A 24,436-nucleotide genomic window follows, 5' to 3' on the forward strand; every position below is an offset into this window, starting at 1 on the left:
GAATTGTGGTCTAACACACACTTTGGCGGCTTCGGCAGCCGTCGTGGAAGGGAACGTCATGGCTGACAAGACGACAAATTCCCAGGGCGCCGGAGCCGCCCCGACCGCGGACAGTCCGGCCGCCATCCGCAATGTGGTGCTGGTGGGCCCATCGGGTGGCGGCAAAACCACACTCGTCGAGGCACTTCTGGTGGCCTCCGGCGTCCTCACCAGACCGGGCTCCGTACAGGACGGCACCACGGTCTGCGACAGCGACGACGCCGAGATCTCCCAACAGCGTTCGGTGGGCCTGGCGCTCGCGTCGCTGCGCAACGACGGCGTCAAGGTCAACCTCATCGACACTCCCGGGTACGCCGACTTCGTCGGGGAACTACGGGCGGGTCTGCGGGCCGCGGACTGCGCGCTGTTCGTGATCGCCGCCAACGAGGGCGTCGACGAACCCACCAAGGCGCTGTGGCACGAGTGCGACCAGGTCGGCATGCCGCGCGCGGTGGTCATCACCAAGCTCGACCACGCCCGCGCGAACTACGCGAACGCGTTGGCCGCCGCGCAGCAGGCATTCGGGGACAAGGTACTTCCGCTGTATCTGCCCGCCGGACGCGCGAAGCCGGGCGGGAATCAAGCCGGGTCGCCGTGTACCGGCCTGGTCGGGTTGCTCTCGCAGACGCATTACGAATACGCCGACGGCAAGCGCACCGGCACCCACGAACCCGACGGCTCGTACGCCGACGCGATCTCCGAACATCGCGGGGCCCTGATCGAGGGCATCATCGAGGAGTCCGAGGACGAGACGCTAATGGAGCGTTACCTCGGCGGTGAGGAGATCGACCAGTCGGTGCTCATCGACGATCTGGAGAAGGCCGTCGCCAGGGCGACGTTCTTCCCCGCGCTCCCGGTGTGCAGCGGCACGGGCGTCGGCACGCTCGAATTGCTCGAGATCATCACCGCGGGCTTTCCGCCGCCACCCGAACATCGGCTGCCAGAGGTCTTCACGCCGCAGGGCAAACCGCGTCCCGAGCTGCCCTGCGACCCGCACGGTCCACTGCTTGCCGAGGTCGTCAAGACGACGTCCGACCCGTATGTCGGTCGGGTCAGCCTGGTCCGGGTTTTCTCGGGAACCATCACACCCGACTCGACGGTCCATGTGTCCGGCCACTTTTCGTCGTTCTTCGCCGGAAGTGGCGCGCTGACGGGTTCGCTGGCCGCGCATGAGGACCACGATGAGGACGAGCGCATCGGCTCGCTGTCGTTCCCGCTCGGCAAACAGCAGCGCCCCGCACCGTCGGTGATCGCCGGCGACATCTGCGCGATCGGACGGCTCAGCCGCGCCGAGACCGGAGACACGCTTTCCGACAAGTCCGATCCGCTGGTGCTGCGGCCGTGGAGCATGCCGGAACCGCTGCTGCCCATCGCGGTACAGCCCAGGGCGAAGACCGACGAGGACAAGCTGTCGGGCGGGCTGCAACGGTTGGCCGCCGAAGACCCGACGTTGCGCATCGAGCAGAACCCCGAGACGCACCAGATCGTGCTGTGGACGATGGGTGAGGCGCACGCCAGCGTCGTGCTCGACACGCTCGCGCGGCGCTACGGCGTCGCCGTCGACACCGTCGAGCTGCGGGTGCCGTTGCGAGAAACGTTCGGCAGCAAGGCAAAAGGTCACGGCAGGCATGTCAAGCAGTCCGGCGGACACGGCCAGTACGCGGTCTGCGACATCGAGGTTGAACCGCTGCCCGAGGGCTCGGGCTTCGAGTTCGTCGACAAAGTGGTCGGCGGCGCGGTGCCCCGACAGTTCATTCCCAGTGTCGAGAAGGGCGTACGCGCGCAGATGGAGAAGGGCGTCGGGCCCGGTTATCCGGTCGTCGACATCCGGGTCACGCTGTTCGACGGCAAGGCCCACAGCGTCGACTCCTCCGACTTCGCCTTCCAGATGGCGGGCTCGCTGGCGTTGCGGGAGGCCGCCGCGGCGACGAAGGTGAACCTCCTCGAACCGGTGGACGAGGTGTCGGTGCTGATTCCCGACGACTTCGTCGGGGCGATCATGGGTGATCTGGCCGGGCGGCGGGGCCGCGTGCTGGGCACCGACAAGATCGGCGAGGACCGCACCCTGGTCAAGGCCGAGATCCCCCAGGTCGAACTGACCCGCTACGCCATCGATCTGCGGTCGCTGGCGCATGGCGCGGGCACGTTCACCCGAACCTTCGCCCGCTACGAACCGATGCCCGAACACGCTGCGGCGAAAGTCACATCCTCGGTCTGACCCGCCGAATCAGCGGAATCTGCAGGCGCTGCCAGAGGATTCTCAGGCGCCGTCCCTAGCGTCGCCGCAATGAAAGACCGAACGCATCTGCTGGCTCACGTGGTCGTGACCGGCATACTGGCGGTCACGATGCTGATCGCCACCTGGTTGTGTTTGTTCAACGGCTCCATCTGAACTCGTCACCGCGGTGCATCCCCGCGCCAGCTGAAACTGTTGACGTATTTCCCCATGTCCAGGGCGATTTGGAGGTTCGCACCGGACGGTTTACCGAATCCGAAGTCGGGACCGAACTGGTGGTAGGGCCCCACCGCCGCCGCGACCAACGCCAGGTCGTCCTTCACAGCGACCATAACCAGCACCCGCATCCGCATGTAGCTGCTGTTGGCGCCCTGCGGCCAGCAGTCGGCGACCTCGCCGTACCCCGACTGGTAGCCGACCATCGCGTTGGGAATCTCGTACGCGGTCCGGGTGTCTGGAAAAGTCTTCTTCACCAACGACTTTGCGATCTCACGCGCAGGCCTGCCGACAGCCGGTTCGCTGAACAACTGCAGCGTCCCACCGTCGCCTGCGAGGAGTTCGGCGGTCACGCCGTTGGGCTTGGTGCTCACCCGGTAGGACGACTCCGGTGCGGGATAGGACACCGAGAACGCCCCGTCCGGCGCGGTGAACCGCGGGTTGATCGACACCGGGGTGCCGGTCGGCGGCCGACCGCAGTCGGGCGGGCAGACGTAGCGCACCGGTGGCTTGGCGAGCAACGCCGAAACCCCGACCAGGGCTGCGGCGAGCACGGCGATCGCGGCGAACCACGTCAGCACCAGTCGCCTGCGCGAGGTTCGCCGCGGCGTGGGCGCCGCGTATGTTCCGGCCGGAACCGCGTATCCGGGAAAGAAATTCGTTGTCGGTGCGCTCATTCGGGGTCACTGCGCACCGGTCGCGACGCGCGCCGTGCCCTGCGCGACGATCGCGACGAGGCCCGCGTCGCCACCCCGCACGCCGGACAGAACGCCATGTCCGGTACGACGTGCCCACAGTGCGGGCACAGCAGCGGTTCCTCCGCGCGGATCTCGTCGTGCGCCTCGTGCAGCAGCGCCAGGTGCAGACCGACGCGCAACAGCAGCAGCGCCGCCACCGCCAGCGCGAGATATAACACCAGCATCAGCAGTTGCGGGAAGTGCGCGACATCGATCAAGCCCAACGCCAGGTACACCACCAGCACCGCGACCGCGAAGCCAACCAGCACCGCGCGCACCAGGACCGGGCGTTGGTCACGCTTGCTCGGTGGACGCGTGAACCACAGTGCCGCACCGATCAATCCGCCCGTGGCCGCAGCGGTCAACGGCACCGCCAGGCCGCGGATACCCGCCTCGACCCACAGGCTTTCCATCGGCCGCTTGCTGACCACTCCGGTGCCGAACTGCGGGGCCAGCCGCGTCAACGTCGCCGCGGCCGTGAAGCTCAGTGCACCCAGCGTCCCGATCATGAAGCCGTCCAGGGCTTCTCGCGAGGACGGTCGAATCGCACGGACCAGCACGGCGGGCAGCAGCATCAGGATGACCCCGCCGAGCGGAACCACGATGCCCATGCGCAGCATTCGCGCGCCCACGATCGCCGAACCCAGCCCGACGTTGTAGGACCGGGCGAACGTCACACCCGTCAACAACACCCACCCCACGGCGAGCCCGACCGCCAGGGCGACGGTGAGAACCAGTGTGCCAACCGGGAAGTCGCGAAACGCATCGGACTCGCGCAGGTACATCACGAACAGCAGCGGCAACCCCAGCGCGGCGACGGTCACCAGTGCGGCGGGTAGCCGCAGAAGCGTGAACGCGACCAGCGCCGCGACCAGAACGAGCAGACCGATCCGGAACGCCGAGCGTGAGCGCTGCGGCAGGTGCGGGAACAGCGAACTCGCGACCGACAGCTGTAGCAGATGTTCGTCGGGCGCGGCGCTGAAATCGCGCGGCCGCAACCAGTCCGGGCCCTCTCGCGGCCGCGGTGTCAGATGACAGCCGCATAGCCCGCAGTACTCCCCCGCGGGCACGTCGACCTTGCAGATCCGGCATTCGGCGGTCGGGACGCTGTCGTCGCCCGAGCTCATGCGGCCGCCTCCTGCAGGATGAGGATATTGCGGACGAGGTTGTCGACATCGGGTGTGCCGAGTCCCGTCACGAGGTCGTAGCCGGGCGTGGCGTCGGCGACGACGTTGCCGCCGAGCGTCACATCGCGGAAGGCGGGCAGCGGGGCGCCTTGCGCGATCCGGTACAGCAGCGGGTTCAGGTCGCCGAGCGGGCGTCCACCGTTGGCGAGCAGATACTGGTTCATCACCGCGGCCAGGCCCGCCCAGATCGGTGCGGCCTGCGAGGTGCCGCCGCCGACCAACGGCGTCTGCGCAAAGACGATGCGCACACCGGTGAACGGGTCGGCAACCGCCGCCACGTCAGGGGTCAGCCGCCGGCCGGCGTCGCGGTCGGGCAGCGCACCGCGCTGCCAGTCCGGACGGTCGAACACCGCCGAAACGCCGCCGCCGGTGCCGACCGTCAGCGGAACGTCGAACCACGCCTGCTCGGACAGCCACCGGCCCTCGCCGTCCGTAGACAGGGTGGTGCCGCCGACGCCGGTCATCTCCGGGAGTGAGGCGATCGAATCCAGTCCGATGTCGTTCTCACCCGGCGGCGAGGACCAGTCGTCGCCGCCCCTGCATTCGAGGCCCGCGAGGTCGCCGCTGGCGTTGAACGCCGACGTGCCGTGCGACTGCGCGGTGGCGAGTGCCGATCGCACGGGGGCGAGGTCGGCCGCGGTGATGAGCCGGTCGCATCCCCAGCCGATCGAGAAGCTCCACACCGCGCCGGGAAAGCGCCGGTCGGTGTCCTCGAGCAGCCGGCCGATCCGCTCGAAGGCACCGTCGGCGGTGATCGTCGGCATGGCGCTGACCACGACCTTGCGCGCATCGGGGGCGACGGCGTGCGCCACCTCGAGGTCCATCGTCGTTTCTCCGCGCGGCTCGTCGAGTTCACCGACCACCTCGGGGGTGAAGCGGGGCAGGTCGTAGGTATCTGCGAAGGTGTCGAGATCGGCCTGTGCGAAGCCGTCGAACGCGAAGAACACGATCGTGGTGCCCTTGCCGGTGTAGCCGTCGGCGGCCAGCGGCGCGGCGTTGTAGGTGGTGAGCAAGGCCTGCGGGGTCAGCCCTTTGTCCGGTACGTCGAGGGGCAGCGGCGGAGTGTGCGACGTGTGGTGCGGGATGTAGCCGAGGATCCGGCCGACCTGAGAAACCTCGTCGCGCAGCACATCCGGGACGACCGGCTGCTGCGGAGACGCGTAGAAGACCTGGCCGCGGCGCCCGCGATAGTCGCGCACCTCGACGCCGAACGCCGCGGCGACGGATGCCGCGGCCCCTTCCACCACGGCCCATCGGTGTCCCGGTCGCCAGCGGACGGAGAGGCCGCGGTCGCCCGCCCAGGCGAACACGGCGCTCGGACGACTATCGTCGCGCAGCGCCATCGTCAGCTGGACCCCGTCGTCCCGGGAAGGCCCGAGGTCGGCCGAACTCGCCAACAGGTAGGAGTACGGACCGGCGATGACCTCGCCGCCGTGTCGCGCGGATGCGGGGCGCAGATCGGAGACGAGAACGAATACGCCCGCCACGATCAGCACCAGCACGCCGAGATGCCGCGCTCCCACGGACGCCAGCGTATTTCCCAGCCCGGGCCGGTGAGGTCGTTAGTGGTCGCCCGGGACCGCCGTCGGCGCGGGCGGGGCGATCACCGACGGCGAGAACGGATTGGGTCCGGGAGAGATTCGCGGCGCCTTGTCGGTCGGCTCGACGGGCGGGGGCGGCGGCGCCGGCTCGGTGGTCGTGGTGGTCGTAGTGGTCGTCGTGGTGGTCTCCTCCGGCGCCTTCTCCTCGCTGGAGCAGGAGGCGCTGAACATGACCATCGCGATCGTGGCGGCACCACCCGCGACGGCGGCGACGCGACGACCGAACCGAGCTGAGCTCATGACGTGAGTCCTAACTGTCCCGACCTGTGCCGGGATATTTCAAGATCACCCCCGACGTCGGAACTCTATCCGAAGTTCGGGACCGTCGCTCAGTTCGATTCTGCAGCCAGAAGCCTTCGGCGGCGCTAGGAGCCGGACTTCAGCGCGCCCAGCGCCTCGGCCAGCGTCGGGTAGAGCGAGAACACCTGGTCGAGCCCGGTCAGCTGGATCGGCCTGCTGGTCGCGGGCCCGTCGGCAACGACGGCGAAGCGGGCGGACTTGCTCACGGTCTCGTGCGTCGCGACCAGCGCCTGCAGTCCCGCGGACGCGAGGAAGTCCACCGCCAGCAGATCGACGACCAGCGCAGAGGGCTCCTGAGTCAGCGCCTGGGTGATCGCTGCCTGAAACGCCGGCACAGTGGCGAGGTCGACGTCACCGCCGACCGTCAACACAGCGATTCCGTCGTCGTGGGAGATCGACGTGGTTATCGGGTCATTACGTGACAACGGTGGGTCCTCCGGTCGGCGCCGCCACCACGACGGCAATGGGGCGAGCTTAACCCCTCGCCTCCTGCGGTAGATCAGTGCTTCGGCGGATCATGGTGCTCCGGGCAGGCTAATGTCGAGGAAGACTTGTGCGCTCGGCGATTGCACTGTGAGCGCGACGCTGGGAGGGCCGACTGCCTCGAACATGACCGACCCCGTGGACTTCTACCAACGCTACGAACGAGAACGAGCGCGCGCCGACGATCTCGCCGATCGCGACGTTTTCCGCAGCGCGTTGGTCAATTCGCTGCAAGAAGGCTTCTTCGTCACCGACGCCACCGGCAGTGTGGTCGAGATCAACGACGCTTTCGAAGAGATCACCGGATACGGGCAAGGCGGCCTGCCGTATCCGATGCCCCACCCTTGGGCTGTCGACGCAGTGGCCGCGGACGAGCGCAGGGCCGCACTGATCCGCGACGGCAGCCTGATCGCCGAGACCAGGATCCGGCACCGCGACGGCCGGTTGCGGTGGGTCGCGATCAGCGTCAACGCGGTGCCGGATCACCAATCGCGGCGCGGTCTCTACGTGGGCACCATCCGGGACGTCACGGCGCCGCGCGCCGCCGCGGAACGCGACCGGGCGATGGCGCGGTTGGCGACGGCCGTGAGCGTCGCCAAGAACGTCGACGAGGTGTTGGCCATAACGCTCGCGCAATGCCGCATACCGCTGGACGCACAGCGGCTGATCGCGGTCACGTGGCCGAAGGCCGACGGCGAGGAGCCCACGGTGCGGGTCGCCGGCGAACCCGGGGTCAGCTCGTGGAGGGACCTCGACGAGGACTGGCGCCGCACGTTCGAGGACGCCCGCACGTGGATCCCGCTGACCGTGACTCCGGTCGGCGCGGCGCCCAGCGCGGGCACTACGCGAGGGTTCGTCGCGGTCCTCTCCGGTGCGCGCGACGTGGTGCTCTGCCTCGAGCACCGCATTCCGCGAGTCGTCAGCGCCGAGGACCGACGGCTGGTTTCGGCGCTCGTCGGCCACCTCAGTTCGGCCATGCAGCATGTCCGGCAGTTCGAGAGCGCCAGGGAGACGTCGCTGACGCTGCAGCGGTCGCTGCTGGCGCCGATGGACCTGCCGCCCGGGTTCGCCGTCCGCTACGAGCCGGCCGTGCATCCGTTGGAGATCGGCGGCGACTTCTACGACGTGCTTCCCGTCGGCGACGGCCGGATCGCGATCGTGGTCGGGGACTGCGTCGGCCGTGGGCTGTCGGCCGCCGCCGTGATGGGGCAATTGCGTGCGTCGACGCGCGCCCTGCTGCTGACCGGGGCGCAACCGTCGGCGGTGCTCGAGCATCTCGACTCGGTCGCGGAGTTCATTCCGGACGCGTACTGCACCACCGTGTTCGTCGCGATCGTCGACACCGTGGCCGCGACCGTGGAGTACAGCAGCGCCGGGCACGTGCCGCCGGTGCTGGTGTCCGACGCCGCCCCGCCACAACTGCTCGACAAGGCTTGTTCGGTCCCGCTCGCGGTCCGGCACCCTGCGCCCCGCCCGCAGACGGCGCACCCGTTGTTCCCGGGTTCCACGCTGATGCTCTACACCGACGGCTTGGTCGAACGCCGCGACCGGCCGATCGACAATCAGATTGCCCGGATGTCCGCCGTGCTGGCCGACACCGCGAACCTGCCGATCGAGGACGTCGCCGACGCGGTGCTCGGCAGGCTCGCCCCCGACAGCGGATACGACGACGACGTGGCGATCGTGATCTACCGGACCCCGAGGGCGTCCCTCGTCATCGACGACACCGCCACCGCGCCGAAGCTGACCGAGATCCGCCACAGGCTCGCGGCCTGGCTCGCAGCCAACGGCGCCTCCGAATCGACGGTGTCGGATCTCATCCTCGTCGTCAACGAGGCCTGCTCGAACTGCGTCGAGCACGCCTACCGCGGGTGTGAACCCGGGCGCATGCGCGTCGAGGCGGAGATCCACGACGCCGCACTTCACGTGCGCGTCAGCGACTTCGGGTCGTGGAAGGCGCCGCCTTCCGATCCCGGGACCCGTGGCCGCGGCCTGCTGTTGATGCGCGCCGTCAGCGATCAGGTGGATCTCGACGGCACCTCGGCCGGCACTACCGTAGATATGACGTTTCAGTTACCGGAGATTCGCGTTTGAACCAGCTCTGCCTGCCTCGACAGCGTCATCGTGGTATTACAAATATTGATAAAGAACGTCTGTCAGGAAGAGGCAGCGATGCGGACTGTGTGGCATGCACGGGGGCGGTGGGGCCCCTAAGACTTCGGGAGGTTCTGTGAACGGATTCGCTCACATTGCCGCCCACTGCTGCACGTTATTGACGGTGGGGGCCGGAAAGTCGTGATCCGCAACCAGTTCCGGTTCGAGCCCGGGAGCAACGGAGTGTCTCCGGTCGTCACCGCCGTCGGTGAGATCGATTTGGCGAACGTCGACGAGTTCAGCGCGGCGTTGGCGCGCGCGGCGGCGGACAACTCTTCGATCACCGTCGACCTCACCGGAGTGACGTACTGCGACAGCGCCGCCCTTCGTGAGCTGTTCTCCGTCGCGGCGAACGCCAAGCTCGACCTCGTGGTACCCGCGGACGGCCCCATCACCACGCTGCTCGGCATCTCCGGCCTCGACAAGGTCGCGACGGTCACCGTCGTCGACTGAGCGGATTGTCGTGCCAGCACCCAGCTTTCAGCCTCGCCAACACCCGGAGCTGATCACGCTGTTGCACAGGATTCTCGAACGGTGGCAGGCCGATACCCCGAATGTTCTGGGTGTGGCGGCCACCGTGCACGACAAGCGGTTCAACGAGGATCCGTCCACGCTCGCCGCTCTCGGCATCGAACACGAGATGGTCGCCGCACAACTGTCCGGCATGGGCGGCCCGGTCGCCGACGCACTGACCCACCAGGTGCCGGTGTTGAGCCTCGACCTGTGGACCGACGAACGCTGGCCCGACCTCACCTTCGACGCTGCGTCGGAGTTCGCGAGCGGGATCGCCACCGACTTGAAGGCCGTCCACGGGGCGGCGGCGGTGCCGGGGTTCTGGCGCGACGACGCCGCGATCGTGTTGTCCTGCACGCTGTCCGAGCCCGCATCCGCCGTCACGGTGACCACGCTGATCGCCTACGAACAACTCGTCTCGGCCGCTTTGGTCACGACCGCGGCGCAGAACGAGGCCGCGTTCGAGGATCTGCTGGCCGCACTGCAGTCGCGCGGCGCCATCGAACAGGCCAAGGGCGCGTTGATGGGGTTGGTCGGGTGCGACGCCGAACAGGCGTGGAGCATGTTGCGCCGGGCGAGCCAGGAGTTCAACGTCAAGCTTCGCGAGTTGGCGGTGGCGCTGCTGGAGCACATCAGCGGTTCTCCGGCCCAGCAGCCGGGGATCGCCGAACCGATCGCCCCACATCAGGCGGCACGCGACGCCGCGAGACTGCTGTGGACGGCTATGGCTCGGGATCGGCGGGGATCCGAGAACGCGTAGCGGGTTCCGGCGCGGGTTCAGGCCCCGCGCTTGAGCGCCGCCGCGGCCTCGGCCTCGAGTCGCTCTTCGAGCGCACCCTCGTCGCGGCCCAGTGCGACCGTGGCGGCCGCCATCGCGACGACGGCGGCCGTGATCGCGACGGCCTTCACGCCGCCGACGGTCAGGTGCTCGCCGAGGACCACCGCGCCCAAGATGACCGCAACCACGGGTTCGAGCACCAGCATGGTCGGCACCGATGTCTGCAGGGATCCGGCGTGGAATGCGGACTGCTGCAGGAACACCGCTAGGACGCCGAGGATGAGGAGCAGGTAGAGCGCCGGGGTGGTCAGCACCGTGCCGACGCCGCCGTTCGCGAGCAGGAATACAACGATCTTCGTCAGCAGCGCGACGACGCCGAACAGCAAGCCCACCGCGACGGCGAGCAGTACGGCGCGTTTCCATCCGCCACCGCGGACGGCCAGGACCACGCAGGCCGTCACCGCGATCGTGCAGACGACGGCGACGAGCGCCGACAGCGGAACCGACGCCTCGTAGTCGCCCGGTTGGGTCTTGGCCAGCACCACGAACACCGCGAGCGCGGCGGTGAGCAGCAGCGCCCACATCCACTCGGCGCGGGTGACCCGGCGGTTGGCGAGGCGGGCGCTCAACGGAAGGGCGAACAGGAGAGCGGAGACGAGGATGGGCTGAACCAGCAGCAACGATCCCTTGACCAGCGCGAGGGCCTGGAAGCCGTAGCCCGCGAGTGCTGCGGCGGTACCGGCCCACCACAGCGGCCTGCGCAGCAGCGTCATCACCATCACGGTGCTGACGCCGTGCTCCTCGGGGACGTCCATGGTCGCGCGCTGACGAACCACGATGCCGATCGCCAAGAAGCCCGCGGCGAGCAGGGCCAAGACGACGACCAGCCCTTGATCTAGCACGACTGGCCTACCAAAGCGTTTCGCTCCTCTCCGGCCATGGCGCGCACATCGGACAAGCACAACATATGGAACGTGAGCCTGCGCGACGGGCTCGGCGGTGGCCGTTGCGAGGTTTGGTGCCCGGCCTATTGGGGCATCAAACCGATCATGAATCTGCGACGTGTGATTGTGCTGGTCGGTGCGGTGGTCCTTCTCGTCGGGGTCATCGCTCTGCTGGTTCCGGTGTCTATCGCCGGACCGGACGGGCAGAAGATCTCGTGCGGCAATGCCATTGCCGCCGACGACTCCGCGGCCAGCCAGGCCAATGCCAACGATCCGAATCAGTTGAAGAACCTGCCGATCATCGACGAGCTGACCGAGGATCCGCCGGACTACGTCGCGCAGTGCCATTCGGCGGTGGGCGACCGCCGCACGTGGGCGATTCCCGTCGCGATCGTGGGTCTCGTCGTGCTCGTCGGCGGCTTCCTGGTCGGCGGGCGTACCGCGCGGGCCGGCTGACGCTGCTTTGCTCGCCGGCCGACGCGGAGACGGGCTCCGGGGCACCGGCCGGCGTGCGTTAGCTGGCCTCGCGCCCTCCGGCGACCACCCGCAGCGTCGGCGCCTCGTGCTCGGGAGCAATCCGGTCGTTGACCGTCGCGACGACGGTGTCGACGCGGTTGACCGCTCGGTCGCACAGACCGCGGACCTTGTCGCTGGCGGTGTCGACCTCATCGGCGGCGCTCAGTAGATAGGCCCGAACGTTGACGCGCAGTCGCTCGCCGGCGGAGCGCACGCGTCGGCGCAGACGATCGTCGATCTCGACCGTGATGTAGGGCATCACACGAAGCTTCATGGACCCACCCTAGCTGCGGGCGCCGAGTCCCAGAGGGGTCCGCGCTACTGCTTCTTGGCGCTGGATGCCGCGTTGTTCGACGGCGCGCCGTTGGATGCCTCGTTGTTCGACGACGCGGCCTGCTTGGCTTCCTCGACCGCCGCGCGGCCCTCCGGACTGGCGGCGGAATTACCGGGGCTCTTCGCCGTCGCGACCTTGGCGTTGCAATTCAGGTCGAGCAGCATCGCGTTCGTGACCGGCGTGAATGAGTCACCCTTGACCCACGGCGCCGTCTGGGAGTGAGTCACGATGCACTCGTCCTGCGGCAGCGTGTCTCCCGATCTGGTTGACACGACGGCTGTTTTACCCGCGTCGCTGATTTGGCCCGCGGCATCGCCGTAGGTCTCCCCTGAGTAGTCATCGGCACGAGCCCCGCCTGCGCCAAGCACCACGATGCCCAATACGGCGGCCAGGACCGCGACCGTGTGGAGGCGGAACCTCGTCATGCACAGGCAATGTAGGACACCGAACTGCCACGGTCCTGGGAGAACGGTTTGAGTCTGCTCGCAAATTCTGCGATCACTGCATCACCGGCGCCACCCGGTGGTCGCTGGTCTGTGTGAGTGGTCGACCCGCGGACTCTCGTAGGGTGACGACCGTCGCGAGCGAGACGACGGCGGCGACGATCAGGTACCACGCGGGCGCCAGATTGTTGCCGGTTTCGGCGGTCAGCCAGGTGACGACGTACGGGGTGGTGCCGCCGAACCCGGCGACGCAGATGTTGTAGCCGATCGAGAAGCCGCTGTAGCGCACCGTGGTCGCGAACAGTTCGACGCCCGCGGAGACGGCGGTGGAGACGTAGATCGATTCGATGACCGCCAAGCCGCAGTGGGCGGCGATCGCACCGACCAGCGAGCCGGAATTCAGCAGGAGGAACATCGGATAACCGAACACCGCGAACGCCACGGACCCGGCGATCAGCATCGGACGCCGGCCGATGCGGTCCGACAGCGCCGCCAGCGGAAGGATCAGTATCAACGCGACCAGGCTGGCCAACGTGATCGACAGGAACGCATCGGTCTTGGAGAACTCGAGCGTCTTGATGAAATAGGTCGGCAGGAACGTGAACACGACGTAGTAGCCGACATTGAAGACGATGAACAGCCCGATCACTTGCAGGATCGGCCGCCACGACGTCGTGAACGCCTCGCGCAGCGGCGAGTCGGCGACTCGGTCGGTCTTGCTGAGTTCGGCGAAGTGCGGTGTGTCGTCGAGGCGCAGCCGGATGTAGAGGCCGAGGAGTCCCAGCGGTCCGGCGATCAGGAACGGAATGCGCCAGCCGTAGCTCTCCATCGCCGCGGTGGGCAACAGCGCCTGCAGCAGTGTCACGGTGATCGAGCCCAGCAGGAAGCCCAGGACACCGGACCACACCATGAACGTGATGGTCAGCCCACGACGCCGTTCGGACGCGAACTCGGCGAGATAGACGGCGCCACCGCCGTATTCGCCGCCGGCCGAGAACCCCTGCAGACACCGCAACAGCAGGAGCAGCAGTGGCGCCGCGACTCCGATCGACGCGTAGGTCGGCAGCACACCGATCAGCACCGTCGCACCCGACATCAACAGGATCACCAACGCCAAGACCCGTTGCCTGCCGAGCTTGTCGCCCAGCGGACCGAAGACGAATCCGCCGAGCGGTCGCATGAAGAAGGCGGCCGCGAATATCGCGAACGTGTTCAACAGCGCCGCCGTCTCGTTGCCGGCGGGGAAGAAGTTGGCTGCGATGAACGTCGCCAGGAAGCCGTAGATCGCGAAGTCGAACCACTCGACGGCATTACCGATCGACGCGCCGGTGATCGCCTTCCGCACATCGCTTGGCATCCGACCTCCCGAAAGTAAGCGCTGCGCTGAGCATTTCGCTTACCAGTCGGTAAGCGCCCTACGACGATAACGGGCGCGTCGGCGAAGCCACCACGGGTCGCGGCTCTTCGGCCGGCGTCATGGGCCCTCATCCTCACTGCGCGGCGGATCGACGTTGCCGCGCAGCAGTTCTTCAGGGTGGTGCAGGCGGTTGACCTCGGGCGGATGGTTGTCGTTGCTCCAGGCGAGGCGGCCGGCTTCGGTGACGGCGGTGCGCCAGCGGCCCTCGCTCACCGCTTTGTGGTCGGACCCGCAGCAGAAGAACAGCTTGTCGGCGTCGGTGGCTCCACCGTCGGCCCACCCCGGGCTGTGATGCACCTCGGAGTGGTAACCGGGTTCGGTGCAGCCGGGCCGGGTGCATCCGCCGTCGCGGGCGTAGCAGACGATGCGCTGATCGGCGGTGGCGATCCGTTTCTGTCGGCCCAAGTAGATCGGTCGTTCGGTGTGGTCGTCGAAGACCGCCAAGTAGTGGATCGCATCGGAGGCCATTCGAATCACGTCGCGCATCGGCAGCACGGTGTTTCCGCCGGTGCGGGCCGGGCCGGGCATCGAGATGTACGGGTCGACGACCGCATGCGCCGCCTGGTTCAGCTCTCCCAGCGACGTGCGGACGACGACGGTGACCGGAACCCCGCGATGGTTCCCCAGTTCGCCCGATGCGATTCCGGCTTTGAGCCCCAGCTTGACGCCGTCGTGGCACCGTTGCGCCATCGACCGGTCGTCGGGTGCGCCTTCGATACTGCCGTCGGGCAGGTGTCGTCCCGGCCGGACTGCGGCGCTTGCCGTTTCGACGTAGCACCGCGCTTCGGGATCGATCCAACCCGTGAGCCGGGACATGCCGTCGCGTCCCTGCGGGCCGAGCACCAAACCACGCCGGCGGGCCCGGTCGGATTCGTCGTAATGCCCGTCGGGATTGAAGATCTCATCGATACGACGCCCGACGACGCGCACTGCATCGGCATCGCTCTTGACCGCCTCGCGCACCAGGCTCGCTTCGACTTCCGTGCGGTCGGCCGCCGAGGTGTTGGACGGCAGCCGATCCATGCAGTCGGTGATCACTTTGAGGTGGTCCTCGCCGACGGCGCCCGCCTCGACGGCCTCGGCGACCGCGGGCAGTTCCGGCGGGATCGGCGTACCGGTCAACGCCGCGCTCGGACGGATCCGCGCCGCGACCTTGAATCGTCGCCGGATCTCCTTCGGCGCGATCCGCAGGCGGGCCCAGAGTTTGTCGATCACATCCGGATCCGCGCGGGACTCGTCGGGCGGATGTACGAGCTCGGCGAAGACCCGGTACATCAGGCCCCGGTTCGCCCGTTGCTGATTCTCCAACCGTTCCGCCATCGTCACCCGGAACGCACTGCCCACATCGACGAGGGACAACTCTCGCAGCTCGATTTGGGCGGCATCAATCTGGTCCAGCAGTACGTGAGCCCGCTCCCGTGCCACCGCCCCGTTGATGAATCCCGCCATGCCTCAACGCTATCCATGGGCCCGACACGACAGACCTCAACGCACGGCCACGGCCGAATCTGTGGATGAACCCGAAGTTGGGGATAACTCAGCCGACGCCGCTGATAATGTCGGTGCGTCGTGGTAGGCGGCTGCCCCCACCGTGTCAGCGAGACCGGCCCGAACGCGACCCGCCCGCCCAGTACGGTCGCGTCACCAACACCACCGCCGCCAGCACCGCGAGCGGCGCCGCCAACGGCACCCACGGCAACTCCGGGGCAAGAGCCACCGCCGCCAACGCGACTGCCGTGAACAGCAACGCCCCAACGACAGTCGGCACCGTGACGTCGCTCGTGTACCGCAGCACCAGGTACGCCGCGCCCGCCAGACCGCACAACGCCGCGTATGCCGGGCTCGCCGACGCCATCACGATCACGACCGCCGTCGCCAGCACCGCCACCGTGGCGGCAACCCGAAACACGTTGCCCAACAACACCATGATCACCGCGAAGCCGCAGACGCCCAGCGCCGCATCGTCGGCCGGCAGCGCCGCGGCCGCCACCATGACGAACCCGAACGCCGTCGATACCGCCCGGTTCACCGTCGCCTCCGCACGGGCCTGCGGTGATCGGGGACCAGCTGCATCGCCTGGTCGAGCGTGTCCTCCTCACGCCACGCCACGATGTCGACGCCGACCGTGCCCATGTCGCGATACATGAACGACCGCTGCAACGACCACATCCGCGCCACCAACGCCTCGCACCCCTCCTCGAACGGCGCCCCCTGCAGGACGTCGACCGCGACCACGGTGTGGCCCCGCTTGCGCAGGTCGATCAACGCCAGCGCGAACTCGGTGTCGAGCATGGTCGAGAACGCGACGACGATCGCCCCCGGCGGGACAGCGGCCCGCGGTGCCAGAGTCCCCGACGTGGTGTCATAACCCCCACTGACGCCGAGCATCGCATCGAGCACCCGATAGAACTGCCTGCGCCCGATGTCGGCGCTCAACCATCGCGGATTGCGGTCCCCGAGCGCGACGATGCCCGCCCGGTCACCGCTGCGCAGCGCACTCTGCACCACCTGCACCGCGCCGCGCGCCGTGCGCTCGGTAGCCTCGGTCGCCGGACCCGCCGGCTGCGCGTAGTTGTCGATCAGCACGACCACGTCGACGGCCCGGTCGGTCAACCGCTCGGTCACGTGCAGGCTGCCACGACGCGCGCTCACCGCCCAATTCACCGCTCGCAGATGGTCTCCCGGCACATACCTGCGCACGTCGGCGTACTCCACACCCGGGCCCGTGTGCCGGGTCAAGTGCGTCCCCAGACGATCGAGCAGCTCGGTGCGCGGGATCGCGGTCGACTGCGGCGGGGCCATCGGGAACACGTACACGTCGGCGGCATCGACCACCCCGACGCCCTCGATCAGACCGCCCCGCGCCGTCACCGTCAGGTGTGCTTGCAGCGGATAGCGACCCCAGCGCCGCGCGCTCGCCACCACGGTCTGCCCGCCCTCACTCTCCCGCTCCGCAACGTCCAGCGTCATCCCCGCGACAGAACCGCTCAACAGACGAACCGTTTCACCCTCGGCTTCCGCCCACATCCGGATCCGTGCGGACTCATCCTCGAAGCAGCGGTGGATGCCGGGATCGGCGTACACCCGCACCGTCGGGACTGCCCGCTGCCATCCGACAGAACACAGCACCCCAATCAACGGCGCGGCGAAGGCGATCAGCTGCCAGCGCGCCCCCAGCACCGCGACAGCCAAGGCGATGACGGCACAGGTCAACAGCGAACGGGACAGAGGCGATGCGCGCCAGCGTGACTCGGCGTCGGTGCAGCGGGTTTCGATCACGGGTTGGTCCGTGGCACCGGCAGTCGGCGCAGCAGCTCGTCGACGACGTCGCTGCCGCGTACCCGTCGCACCCACATCTCCGGGCGCAATGTGATCCGATGCGCGATGGCCGGAATCGCAAGTGTTTTCACGTCTTCGGGCACGACGTAGTCGCGGCCCCGCAACAGCGCGCGGGCGCGGGCGAGCTGCACGAGGTCCAGTTCGGCTCGCGGGCTGGCGCCCACCGCGATCTGCGGGTGTTGGCGCGTCGCGGCGGCCAGCGACACCACGTACCGCAGGACATCGTCGTGCACGGTCACCTGTTCCACCGATTCGCGCATCGCGACCAGATCGTGGGCATCGACCACCTGCGCGACCGTCGGCTCGGCCGAACCGCGCTCGATACGGCGCCGCAACATCGACGCCTCCTCCTGCTCGGAGAGATACCGCAGCTCAAGCCGGATCGTGAACCGGTCAAGCTGGGCCTCCGGCAGCGGATAGGTGCCCTCGTACTCGATCGGGTTGTCGGTCGCCAGCACGATGAACGGAGCGGGCAGCGCATGCGTCGCGCCGTCGATGCTCACTTGGCTCTCCGCCATCGCCTCGAGCAGTGCCGCTTGGGTTTTCGGCGGTGTGCGATTGATCTCGTCGGCGAGAAGCAGATTAGTGAAGATCGGGCCGCGGCGGAATTCGAAGTTCCCCGACTGCATGTCGTAGACCGTCGACCCGAGCAGGTCGGCAGGCAGCAGGTCCGGCGTGAACTGCACACGGGTGAACTGCAGCCCGAGCGCCGCGGCGAAAGAGCGCGCGATCAACGTCTTTCCGAGACCGGGCAGATCCTCGATCAGCACATGCCCGCCGGCCAGCACCGTCGTCAGGATCAACGCGAGCGCCCCACGCTTGCCGACCACCACCCGCCCGATCTCGTCGAGCACCGCCTCGCAGTTCGCGGTGGTCGCCGCCGCAGGCAGTCCTGTCGTCATACCCGCTCCAACCGTTGCAGGATCTCGTCGAGCGTCGCCCGGCCGGGCCCCGGCGACTCCGACCCGCGCGCGGCGACGTTCTCGGGGTTGACCCACCCCCAGAGTTCCCGGCCGAACAGCATCTCGCCGGTCGCGTGATATGCGGCGCGATTACGGGTCCGTCGTTGTCCGGTCGCCAGTTCGAACTGCCGGGCGAGCATCGGCCGCAGGTGACGGTCCCAGTCGGTGCGGGTCGCCTCGGCGCGGCTGATCAGGGTCTCGGTGCGCGAGCGCCAGCGGCGCAGCGACTCGGCGGCGTCGTCGGAAAGTGTTTGCTCATCGTCGGTTTCGGCTTCGTGACCGAGCTGCCATCGCAGGCCGAGCAACGCCAGTGCGAGCGCGACGCCGGAGACGACGAGGATCAGATCCCGGTCGCGGCTGGCGACGGCGAGCAGTTCCGCTCCTGCCACGAACAGAAACGCCGCCGTCACAAGCCTTTTCATGTCGCCGCCTCGGCTATGCGCTGCGGTAGCTCGGTCAACACGCGGTTGAGCACCTGCACCGCGGCGTCGCGGTGCTTCTCGCTCATCACATGCGGCGAGAACCGCGCCTCCTCGAACAGCTCGACCAGTTCGGTGGCGCTGTCGGCCCGCAACGCCCCGCTGGCGACCGCACGCGCGAGCACCTCCGTCGGGGTGTCGCAGGCCTGCGGCACCGCCCCGGGCACCCGCGTCAGTTCGCGTTCCATCGCGGCGTAGCAGGCGATGATCGCCTCTCGCGGTTCGCGGCTCAAATCGCCGATCTCGGCGAGCCCCACCTCCGCCGCGCGCGCGAGCGAGGTGGTGGTCGTCGGCACCACCGCCGGCGAGTCCGCCGCCTCGAAGGCAACAGCTGGACCCGGACGGGGTCCCTGTCGCCGTGACGCGACCGCCGTCCCCACGACGATCAGCGCCATCATTAGAAGCATCGGCGGGATCAGGTAGTTCACCACGTTGCTTTCGGAGGCGTCGTCCTCGACGGGCGGACGGGGCTCCACCGGGCCACCGCCAGCATCGTCGGGGACCGTCGGCGGCGCCTGTTCGGTCGGCACCGGCAGAGAAACCCGGGACAGCAGCGCGACCAGGAGCACCAACGCGATCAGCGCAGCCAGTGCGACGAGCGCGAACCGCCATGACGGCCGCTCCCCCAATCGATCACTTCGCGGCAGGCTGCCCATGGGAGCGGGGCGCGGCCGCTTGTCCCGCATCCGCACGATGATCGCGAAGCCGATGATTCCCACCGCGGCGCACAACAGCGTGACGACCGCGGCCAGCGCCAGGGGATTGCTCGAACGTGGCTCCACCTCGTCGGCGGCGCGCTCCACGCCGGGGACGTAGCCGCGCAGCGCCCAGGCGGCAAGCACCATGAGCGTGATCACCGCGATCACGCGTCGCGTCGACGTGCCGGTAGCGCCCATGGCCCTGTGGCCATCCTGACACGGCTCGGCCGCCGGCCCGATACGTTCGACGACTATGACCATCACACTGCATGAGTCCCGCGTCGCCGAGGCGCTCGACCGGATGTACGCCGAGGCTCGCTATCAGATGGAGGCGCTCCGGCGCGCCGACTTCGCCCGACTGAACGACGCGACCCCGCAGGAGCGCGCCGATGCCCTCAGCGACTTCTATCTCCCGGTGACGCCGGAGGCGGGCCGGCTGCTCTACGCGCTGGTGCGGGCGAGCAAGCCCACCACCGTCGTCGAGTTCGGCATGTCGCTCGGCATCTCCGCCATCCACCTCGCCTCCGCGGTGCGCGACAACGGCAGAGGCGCCGTCGTCACCACCGAGCTGAGTGCGGCCAAGGTCGCCGCCGCGACGAAGACGTTCGTCGACATCGGACTCGACGATGTGATCACCGTACTCGCCGGCGACGCGCTGCACACTCTGCAGACACTCTCCGGCGCAGTTGATTTCGTCCTTCTTGACGGTTGGAAGGAGTTGTATCTGCCGGTGCTCGAGCTCCTGGAGCCGCGCATGAGCCCCGGTGCGCTGGTCGTCGCCGACAACACGTCGATGGATGAACTCGCGCCCTACCTCGACTATGTCCGCGACCCGGCGAACGGCTATGTCAGCGTTCCGTTCCCGACGCGGGAGAGCGACAGCATGGAGATCAGCTGTCGCGCAGTCACTTAACGCGCCGCAACCGCGCCTTGGCCTCTTTCACCGCGGCCGTGGCATCGCGGCTGGCCTGCTTGCCCTTGTCGTAAGCGTCCTCGGCGGCGGCCAGGCCGCGCTCGGCTTCCTGCAACCGGCGCTGGGCGTCCTGATGCCGCAACCGCGCGGCGGCCAGGTCGGATTGCAGTTCGGACAGCGCGTCGTCGGCCTCGGCCCTGGTGCGCTCGGCGACGGCCAGTTCGGCGCGGGCCTTCTGGAGTTCGCGGCGCGCCGCCGCGTCCTTCGTGTCACCCCCTTCGTCGACCGGCTCCTCGGCAGCGGGCTTCGGCTCCGGCTTGCTCCTGGCGGTGGGGCTGAAAACGATTGCGGTGTCGCCGAACTCACCGAATCCAGACCACTCCTCTGCCTTGGTCAAGCGACCGAGCCGGTCGGCGACGTCGGGATCGGCGACGGCGGCTTGCAGGGTGCCGGTCACATCGTCGCGCAGCGCTCCGGTCGGGTTCTCGAGCTCCGCCTCCTCGAACGCCGTACGCGTCAGATCGTTGACCAGCCGGCGCTGTTCGGTGGAGAGCTCGCGGATCCGGTCACCGTCCATCGCGGCGTGCGCGTCGCGCAACCGTTCGCCGAGGTTCTTCAGCCGTTTCTTCACGTCCTCGTCGCCGAGCGCGAGCCGGTTCACCACCCACGCGGCGGTGGTCGGTTTGCGTGCGGCCGAGACCTGCTTGGCCGCCTCGGCATCGCCGCGCTTCTTAAGGGCTCCGGCCAGCTTGGTGCGCAGCGCGGTGAAGTCCTCGAGCTTGGCGGCATACAGTTCGTCGAGCGCATCGTCGGCCATCGGCTCATCCTCCCAAAACGCAGCGGACCATCCGTCGCGATGAGCCGCGAACATGCCCCCGCTCGGCGATGATCATCGGGTGCACACAGCGTCCGGCACCACCTCGCTGCGTCCGGCCGTGGTGATCGCCGCGCTGGGCATCGTGTTTGGCGATATCGGAACCAGCCCGATCTACACCATCCAGACTGTGTTCAACCCGCACGATCCGCATCCCGTCCCCGTCGCGCACAGTCACGTCTACGGCGTCGTCTCGCTGATCTTCTGGTCGGTGATGATCATCGTCACGCTCACCTACGTCACGTTGGTGATGCGTGCCGACAACCGCGGCGAGGGCGGGATCATGGCGCTGATCACGCTGCTGCGCCGGTGGACCGGCCGGCACGGTCGACGGGTGACGGCCACGCTGGCCGCATTAGGGCTGTTCGGCGCCGCACTGTTCTTCGGCGACAGCATGATCACACCCGCGATCTCGGTGCTGTCGGCCGTCGAGGGCCTCAAGGTCATCGACCCGGGCCTCGGCGACTTCGTCGTCCCGATCACCGCGGTCATCATCGCCGCGCTGTTCTCGGTGCAGCGCCGCGGCACCGCGACGATCGGGCGCTTCTTCGGTCCGGTGATGATTCTGTGGTTCACCACCATCGGCGTATGCGGTGTGCGGGGCATTGCCGGGCATCCGCAGATCCTCAAGGCGTTGTCGCCCACTTACGCCCTGACGTTCATCACCGACCACTTCCACATCGGGTTCTTCGCGCTGGCCGCGATCGTGCTCGCGGTGACAGGAGCCGAGGCGCTGTACGCCGATATGGGTCATTTCGGCAGGCGTGCAATCACTTTCGGGTGGCTCGGCCTGGTACTGCCCGCATGCACGCTGAGTTACTTCGGCCAGGGCGCGCTGGTGCTCGGCGACGAGTCCACGGTCGCTGCGCCGTTCTTCCTGCTGGCACCGGAGTGGGGCCGGATCCCGTTGGTGCTGTTGGCCACCGCGGCGACCGTGATCGCCTCGCAGGCGGTGATCACCGGCGCGTTCTCGGTGACCGCACAGGCCGCCCGGCTCGGATATCTGCCGCGGCTGCGCATCGACCACACGTCGGCCTCGACCATCGGGCAGATCTACGTGCCGTGGATCAACGGCGCCCTGCTGCTGGGAGTGTTGATTCTCGTCTTCGCCTTTCGGAGTTCGGCCTCGCTGGCCTACGCGTTCGGAATGGCGGTGACGGGCACCATCACGATCACCACGACGCTGTTCTTCTACTACGCGCACACCCGGTGGCGGTGGCCGTTGTGGGCGGTGCTGCCCGGCGCGGGAGCGCTGCTGGTGGTCGACCTGATGTTCTTCGGCGCCAACCTGACCAAGCTGGTGCACGGGGCGTGGTTGCCGTTGACCATCGCAGTCGCGGCGTTCACGGTGATGACCACCTGGCAGCGCGGCCGCAGGCTCGTCACCGCCGCGCGTGAACGCGCCGAGGGGCCGTTGCGCGGCTTCGTCGACGGCCTGGCGCGGCGTGATCCGCCGCTGATCCGCATACCGGGCACGGCCGTGTTCCTGAACCGGAGCCGGCACACCGCGCCGCTGGCGATGCGAGCCAACGTCGACCACAACCACGTCCTCGCCGAGCACGTGCTGATCGTCTCCGTCGAGACCGAGACGGTGCCGCGCGTACCCGACGACGAGCGGATGGCGCACGACGACCTCGGCTACACCCAGGACGGGATCGTCCACGTGGTCGCCCGGTTCGGTTACATGGAACGACCGAACGTGCCGCGCGCTCTGGCCCTGCTGGATCCGGCAGACACCGAGGGCCCGATCGATCTCGAGGGCGCGTCCTACTTCCTGTCCAAGCTCGAGCTGTGTCCCGGCGACGCCCCGACCATGGCGCCATGGCGCAAACGGCTGTTCATCGCGACGTCGCACATCACCGCCGACGCAGCGGCACACTTCGGCCTACCCCTGGACCGCACCGTGATCGTCGGCTCGCGCATCCAGCTCTGACAAGGTCAGGCCAAGCCGAGCGACGCCAGGAGGTCGGCCGTGCGCCACCAGACGAGCACCGCGAAGAGCACGAGCGCTGCGGCGCTGGCCCCGGCCTGCACCAGGTCGCGCGAGCCGCGCGGCGCGTACACGTAGGCCGTGGCGATCGCCGCGCCGGTGACCAGTCCCCCGATATGGCCCTGCCAGCTGATGTTCTGCGAGCTCACCAGCGGAATGATGAACGTAAACGCCAGGTTGATCACGATGATCGCGACCACCCACCGCACGTCCATGCGCAACCGCTTGCCGACGACGAAGATCGCGCCGAACAAGCCGAACACCGCACCGGAGGCTCCCGCGGTCTGCGCGACCGGCGACGACAGCAGATAGACCAGTACGGATCCGCCCAGCGCGCTAAGCACGTACAGGCCGGAGAACCGCAGCCGGCCCAGCGCCGCCTCCAGCGGCGGCCCGACCACATAGAGCGCCCACATGTTGAACAGGATGTGCGCCGGCCCGTAGTGCAGGAACGCCGACGTCAGCAGGCGGTAGAACTCGCCGTCGGCGACGGCGTAGGACTGCAGCACGAGCTCGCGCTGCAGCCCGGGCACCGCCATCTGCAGCGCGAACATCACCACGTTCGCGGCGATCAGCACGTAGGTGACCATCGGCTTGTCCGACGGCATCCCACCGAACTGGGTACGCACCGGGCGGACCTGTTGAGCGCCGGCATTCACGCATTCCACGCACTGGTGTCCGACCGCCGCGTCGCGCATGCACTCCGCGCAGATGTAGCGGTTGCAGCGTGCGCAGCGAACGTAGGTGACCCGGTCGGGGTGCCGGTAGCACGTCGGCGTCACCGGTGGAGTCGAACCGGGAAGGGGTCCGGTCACAGCGTTCCGAACAATTCGATCCAGTTGCCGTCCGGATCGGCGACGAACATCCAGCCCATCCCCGGCACCGGCGCGAACTCGGTCAGCGGTTCGACGACGTCGTATTCCGACGCGGCGAACGCTTCGGCGACGCCGCGCAGGTTCTTCACGCCGACGGTGAAGTAGCGGATGCCCGCCTGCGCCCTGCCACCTCCGGCCGCCGCGGGTGTCGGCGGCGGCGTCTCGTAGGTGACGAGTTTGACCACGCTGCCGCCCAGCGAGTACCGCCGCTGCGAACCGCCGGAGAACTCGATCTCGCCCTGAGGTTCGAGTTCGAGAAATCCTTCGTAAAAGGCGACCATCTCGTCGCGATTCGTGGTGACGAGCCCGACTTCGACGCCGGGGCTCAGCAGGTCTAACTTCACAGCAACCACCTTAGATTCATGGTCGGAGCTCGTTGCGGCGGATAACAATTCGGTCACCATGCAC

At 68.3% G+C, this 24,436-nt stretch carries 25 protein-coding genes; 7 read left to right on the top strand and 18 right to left on the bottom strand.

Features of this window, described 5'->3' with window-relative positions; all coding sequences use genetic code 11:
- The first annotated feature begins 58 nt into the window (after window positions 1-58).
- A complete protein-coding gene (locus A5650_RS15005; protein ID WP_067292825.1) occupies window positions 59-2,257 on the top strand; it encodes an elongation factor G-like protein EF-G2 in 2,199 nt (732 codons plus the stop codon).
- Between the two features lie 179 nt (window positions 2,258-2,436).
- On the opposite strand, the gene A5650_RS15010 is transcribed toward A5650_RS15005, so the two are convergent.
- The 5 genes from A5650_RS15010 to A5650_RS15030 form a co-directional block, all read right to left on the bottom strand.
- Complete coding sequence (locus tag A5650_RS15010; RefSeq protein ID WP_067292829.1) at window positions 2,437-3,168, bottom strand: hypothetical protein; 732 nt, start codon at window positions 3,166-3,168, stop codon at window positions 2,437-2,439.
- Complete coding sequence (locus A5650_RS15015) at window positions 3,165-4,355, bottom strand: hypothetical protein (RefSeq protein ID WP_067292832.1); 1,191 nt, start codon at window positions 4,353-4,355, stop codon at window positions 3,165-3,167. The genes A5650_RS15010 and A5650_RS15015 overlap by 4 nt, the downstream gene beginning before the upstream one ends.
- Window positions 4,352-5,938: a S53 family peptidase gene (locus tag A5650_RS15020; RefSeq protein WP_067292837.1), complete on the bottom strand. Its 1,587-nt coding sequence runs from the start codon at window positions 5,936-5,938 to the stop codon at window positions 4,352-4,354. Before A5650_RS15020 ends, A5650_RS15015 begins: the two co-directional genes overlap by 4 nt.
- A 39-nt stretch (window positions 5,939-5,977) precedes the next feature.
- Window positions 5,978-6,256: a hypothetical protein gene (locus tag A5650_RS15025; protein WP_067292840.1), complete on the bottom strand. Its 279-nt coding sequence runs from the start codon at window positions 6,254-6,256 to the stop codon at window positions 5,978-5,980.
- Between the two features lie 125 nt (window positions 6,257-6,381).
- Entirely contained in the window at window positions 6,382-6,741 is a 360-nt protein-coding gene (locus A5650_RS15030) for an STAS domain-containing protein (RefSeq protein ID WP_082950770.1), read from the bottom strand.
- A 184-nt stretch (window positions 6,742-6,925) separates the two neighbouring features.
- Between A5650_RS15030 and A5650_RS15035 the strand changes: the two genes are divergently transcribed.
- The 3 genes from A5650_RS15035 (at window position 6,926) to A5650_RS15045 (ending at window position 10,226) form a co-directional block, all read left to right on the top strand.
- Complete coding sequence (locus A5650_RS15035; RefSeq protein WP_067292846.1) at window positions 6,926-8,893, top strand: SpoIIE family protein phosphatase; 1,968 nt, start codon at window positions 6,926-6,928, stop codon at window positions 8,891-8,893.
- Between the two features lie 201 nt (window positions 8,894-9,094).
- A complete protein-coding gene (locus A5650_RS15040; RefSeq protein WP_067292849.1) occupies window positions 9,095-9,406 on the top strand; it encodes an STAS domain-containing protein in 312 nt (103 codons plus the stop codon).
- Between the two features lie 10 nt (window positions 9,407-9,416).
- Window positions 9,417-10,226 carry an ANTAR domain-containing protein gene (locus A5650_RS15045; RefSeq protein WP_067292853.1) on the top strand — a complete coding sequence of 270 codons (810 nt, stop codon included), beginning with the start codon at window positions 9,417-9,419 and terminating at the stop codon, window positions 10,224-10,226.
- A gap of 17 nt (window positions 10,227-10,243) precedes the next feature.
- Here the strand turns inward: A5650_RS15045 and A5650_RS15050 are convergent, their stop codons facing one another.
- Entirely contained in the window at window positions 10,244-11,146 is a 903-nt protein-coding gene (locus A5650_RS15050) for a DMT family transporter (protein ID WP_067292856.1), read from the bottom strand.
- A 36-nt stretch (window positions 11,147-11,182) separates the two neighbouring features.
- Here A5650_RS15050 and A5650_RS15055 point away from each other — a divergent pair, with 36 nt between their 5' ends.
- The gene (locus tag A5650_RS15055; RefSeq protein ID WP_353615186.1) at window positions 11,183-11,644 is read left to right on the top strand and encodes an aminopeptidase; all 462 of its coding nucleotides are present in this window, start codon (window positions 11,183-11,185) and stop codon (window positions 11,642-11,644) included.
- A 58-nt stretch (window positions 11,645-11,702) separates the two neighbouring features.
- On the opposite strand, the gene A5650_RS15060 is transcribed toward A5650_RS15055, so the two are convergent.
- The 9 genes from A5650_RS15060 to A5650_RS15100 all read right to left on the bottom strand — a co-directional run bounded on the left by A5650_RS15060 (window position 11,703) and on the right by A5650_RS15100 (window position 19,574).
- Window positions 11,703-11,978 (bottom strand): hypothetical protein, encoded by a 276-nt coding sequence (locus A5650_RS15060; RefSeq protein WP_067292861.1) that lies wholly within the window; start codon window positions 11,976-11,978, stop codon window positions 11,703-11,705.
- A gap of 44 nt (window positions 11,979-12,022) precedes the next feature.
- Window positions 12,023-12,463, bottom strand: coding sequence for a hypothetical protein (locus A5650_RS27140; RefSeq protein ID WP_067292865.1), 441 nt, complete (start codon window positions 12,461-12,463; stop codon window positions 12,023-12,025).
- 73 nt (window positions 12,464-12,536) lie between these two features.
- A complete protein-coding gene (locus A5650_RS15070; RefSeq protein WP_067292868.1) occupies window positions 12,537-13,838 on the bottom strand; it encodes an MFS transporter in 1,302 nt (433 codons plus the stop codon).
- A gap of 117 nt (window positions 13,839-13,955) precedes the next feature.
- Window positions 13,956-15,347, bottom strand: coding sequence for an HNH endonuclease signature motif containing protein (locus A5650_RS15075; RefSeq protein WP_067292871.1), 1,392 nt, complete (start codon window positions 15,345-15,347; stop codon window positions 13,956-13,958).
- 145 nt (window positions 15,348-15,492) lie between these two features.
- Window positions 15,493-15,927: a hypothetical protein gene (locus tag A5650_RS15080; RefSeq protein ID WP_082950772.1), complete on the bottom strand. Its 435-nt coding sequence runs from the start codon at window positions 15,925-15,927 to the stop codon at window positions 15,493-15,495.
- Window positions 15,924-17,177, bottom strand: a complete 1,254-nt coding sequence (locus tag A5650_RS15085) for a DUF58 domain-containing protein (RefSeq protein ID WP_067292875.1) — start codon at window positions 17,175-17,177, stop codon at window positions 15,924-15,926. The genes A5650_RS15080 and A5650_RS15085 overlap by 4 nt, the downstream gene beginning before the upstream one ends.
- Window positions 17,174-18,139 (bottom strand): AAA family ATPase, encoded by a 966-nt coding sequence (locus A5650_RS15090; RefSeq protein WP_067292878.1) that lies wholly within the window; start codon window positions 18,137-18,139, stop codon window positions 17,174-17,176. The genes A5650_RS15085 and A5650_RS15090 overlap by 4 nt, the downstream gene beginning before the upstream one ends.
- Window positions 18,136-18,621: a hypothetical protein gene (locus A5650_RS15095; protein WP_067292881.1), complete on the bottom strand. Its 486-nt coding sequence runs from the start codon at window positions 18,619-18,621 to the stop codon at window positions 18,136-18,138. Before A5650_RS15095 ends, A5650_RS15090 begins: the two co-directional genes overlap by 4 nt.
- A complete protein-coding gene (locus A5650_RS15100; RefSeq protein ID WP_067293203.1) occupies window positions 18,618-19,574 on the bottom strand; it encodes a DUF4129 domain-containing protein in 957 nt (318 codons plus the stop codon). Before A5650_RS15100 ends, A5650_RS15095 begins: the two co-directional genes overlap by 4 nt.
- A 55-nt stretch (window positions 19,575-19,629) precedes the next feature.
- Here A5650_RS15100 and A5650_RS15105 point away from each other — a divergent pair, with 55 nt between their 5' ends.
- Window positions 19,630-20,289, top strand: coding sequence for an O-methyltransferase (locus A5650_RS15105; protein WP_067292885.1), 660 nt, complete (start codon window positions 19,630-19,632; stop codon window positions 20,287-20,289).
- Here the strand turns inward: A5650_RS15105 and A5650_RS15110 are convergent.
- Window positions 20,282-21,106 carry an HlyD family secretion protein gene (locus tag A5650_RS15110; protein ID WP_067293207.1) on the bottom strand — a complete coding sequence of 275 codons (825 nt, stop codon included), beginning with the start codon at window positions 21,104-21,106 and terminating at the stop codon, window positions 20,282-20,284. The genes A5650_RS15105 and A5650_RS15110 overlap by 8 nt on opposite strands.
- Before the next feature lie 52 nt (window positions 21,107-21,158).
- Here A5650_RS15110 and A5650_RS15115 point away from each other — a divergent pair, with 52 nt between their 5' ends.
- Window positions 21,159-23,096 (top strand): potassium transporter Kup, encoded by a 1,938-nt coding sequence (locus tag A5650_RS15115; RefSeq protein WP_067292888.1) that lies wholly within the window; start codon window positions 21,159-21,161, stop codon window positions 23,094-23,096.
- A gap of 5 nt (window positions 23,097-23,101) precedes the next feature.
- Here the strand turns inward: A5650_RS15115 and A5650_RS15120 are convergent, their stop codons facing one another.
- Window positions 23,102-23,968 (bottom strand): rhomboid family intramembrane serine protease, encoded by an 867-nt coding sequence (locus A5650_RS15120; RefSeq protein ID WP_067292891.1) that lies wholly within the window; start codon window positions 23,966-23,968, stop codon window positions 23,102-23,104.
- Complete coding sequence (locus A5650_RS15125; RefSeq protein WP_067292894.1) at window positions 23,965-24,432, bottom strand: VOC family protein; 468 nt, start codon at window positions 24,430-24,432, stop codon at window positions 23,965-23,967. Before A5650_RS15125 ends, A5650_RS15120 begins: the two co-directional genes overlap by 4 nt.
- Window positions 24,433-24,436: the final 4 nt, after the last annotated feature.

The organism is Mycobacterium sp. 1164985.4 (assembly GCF_001668575.1).
Classification (GTDB): Bacteria; Actinomycetota; Actinomycetes; order Mycobacteriales; family Mycobacteriaceae; genus Mycobacterium.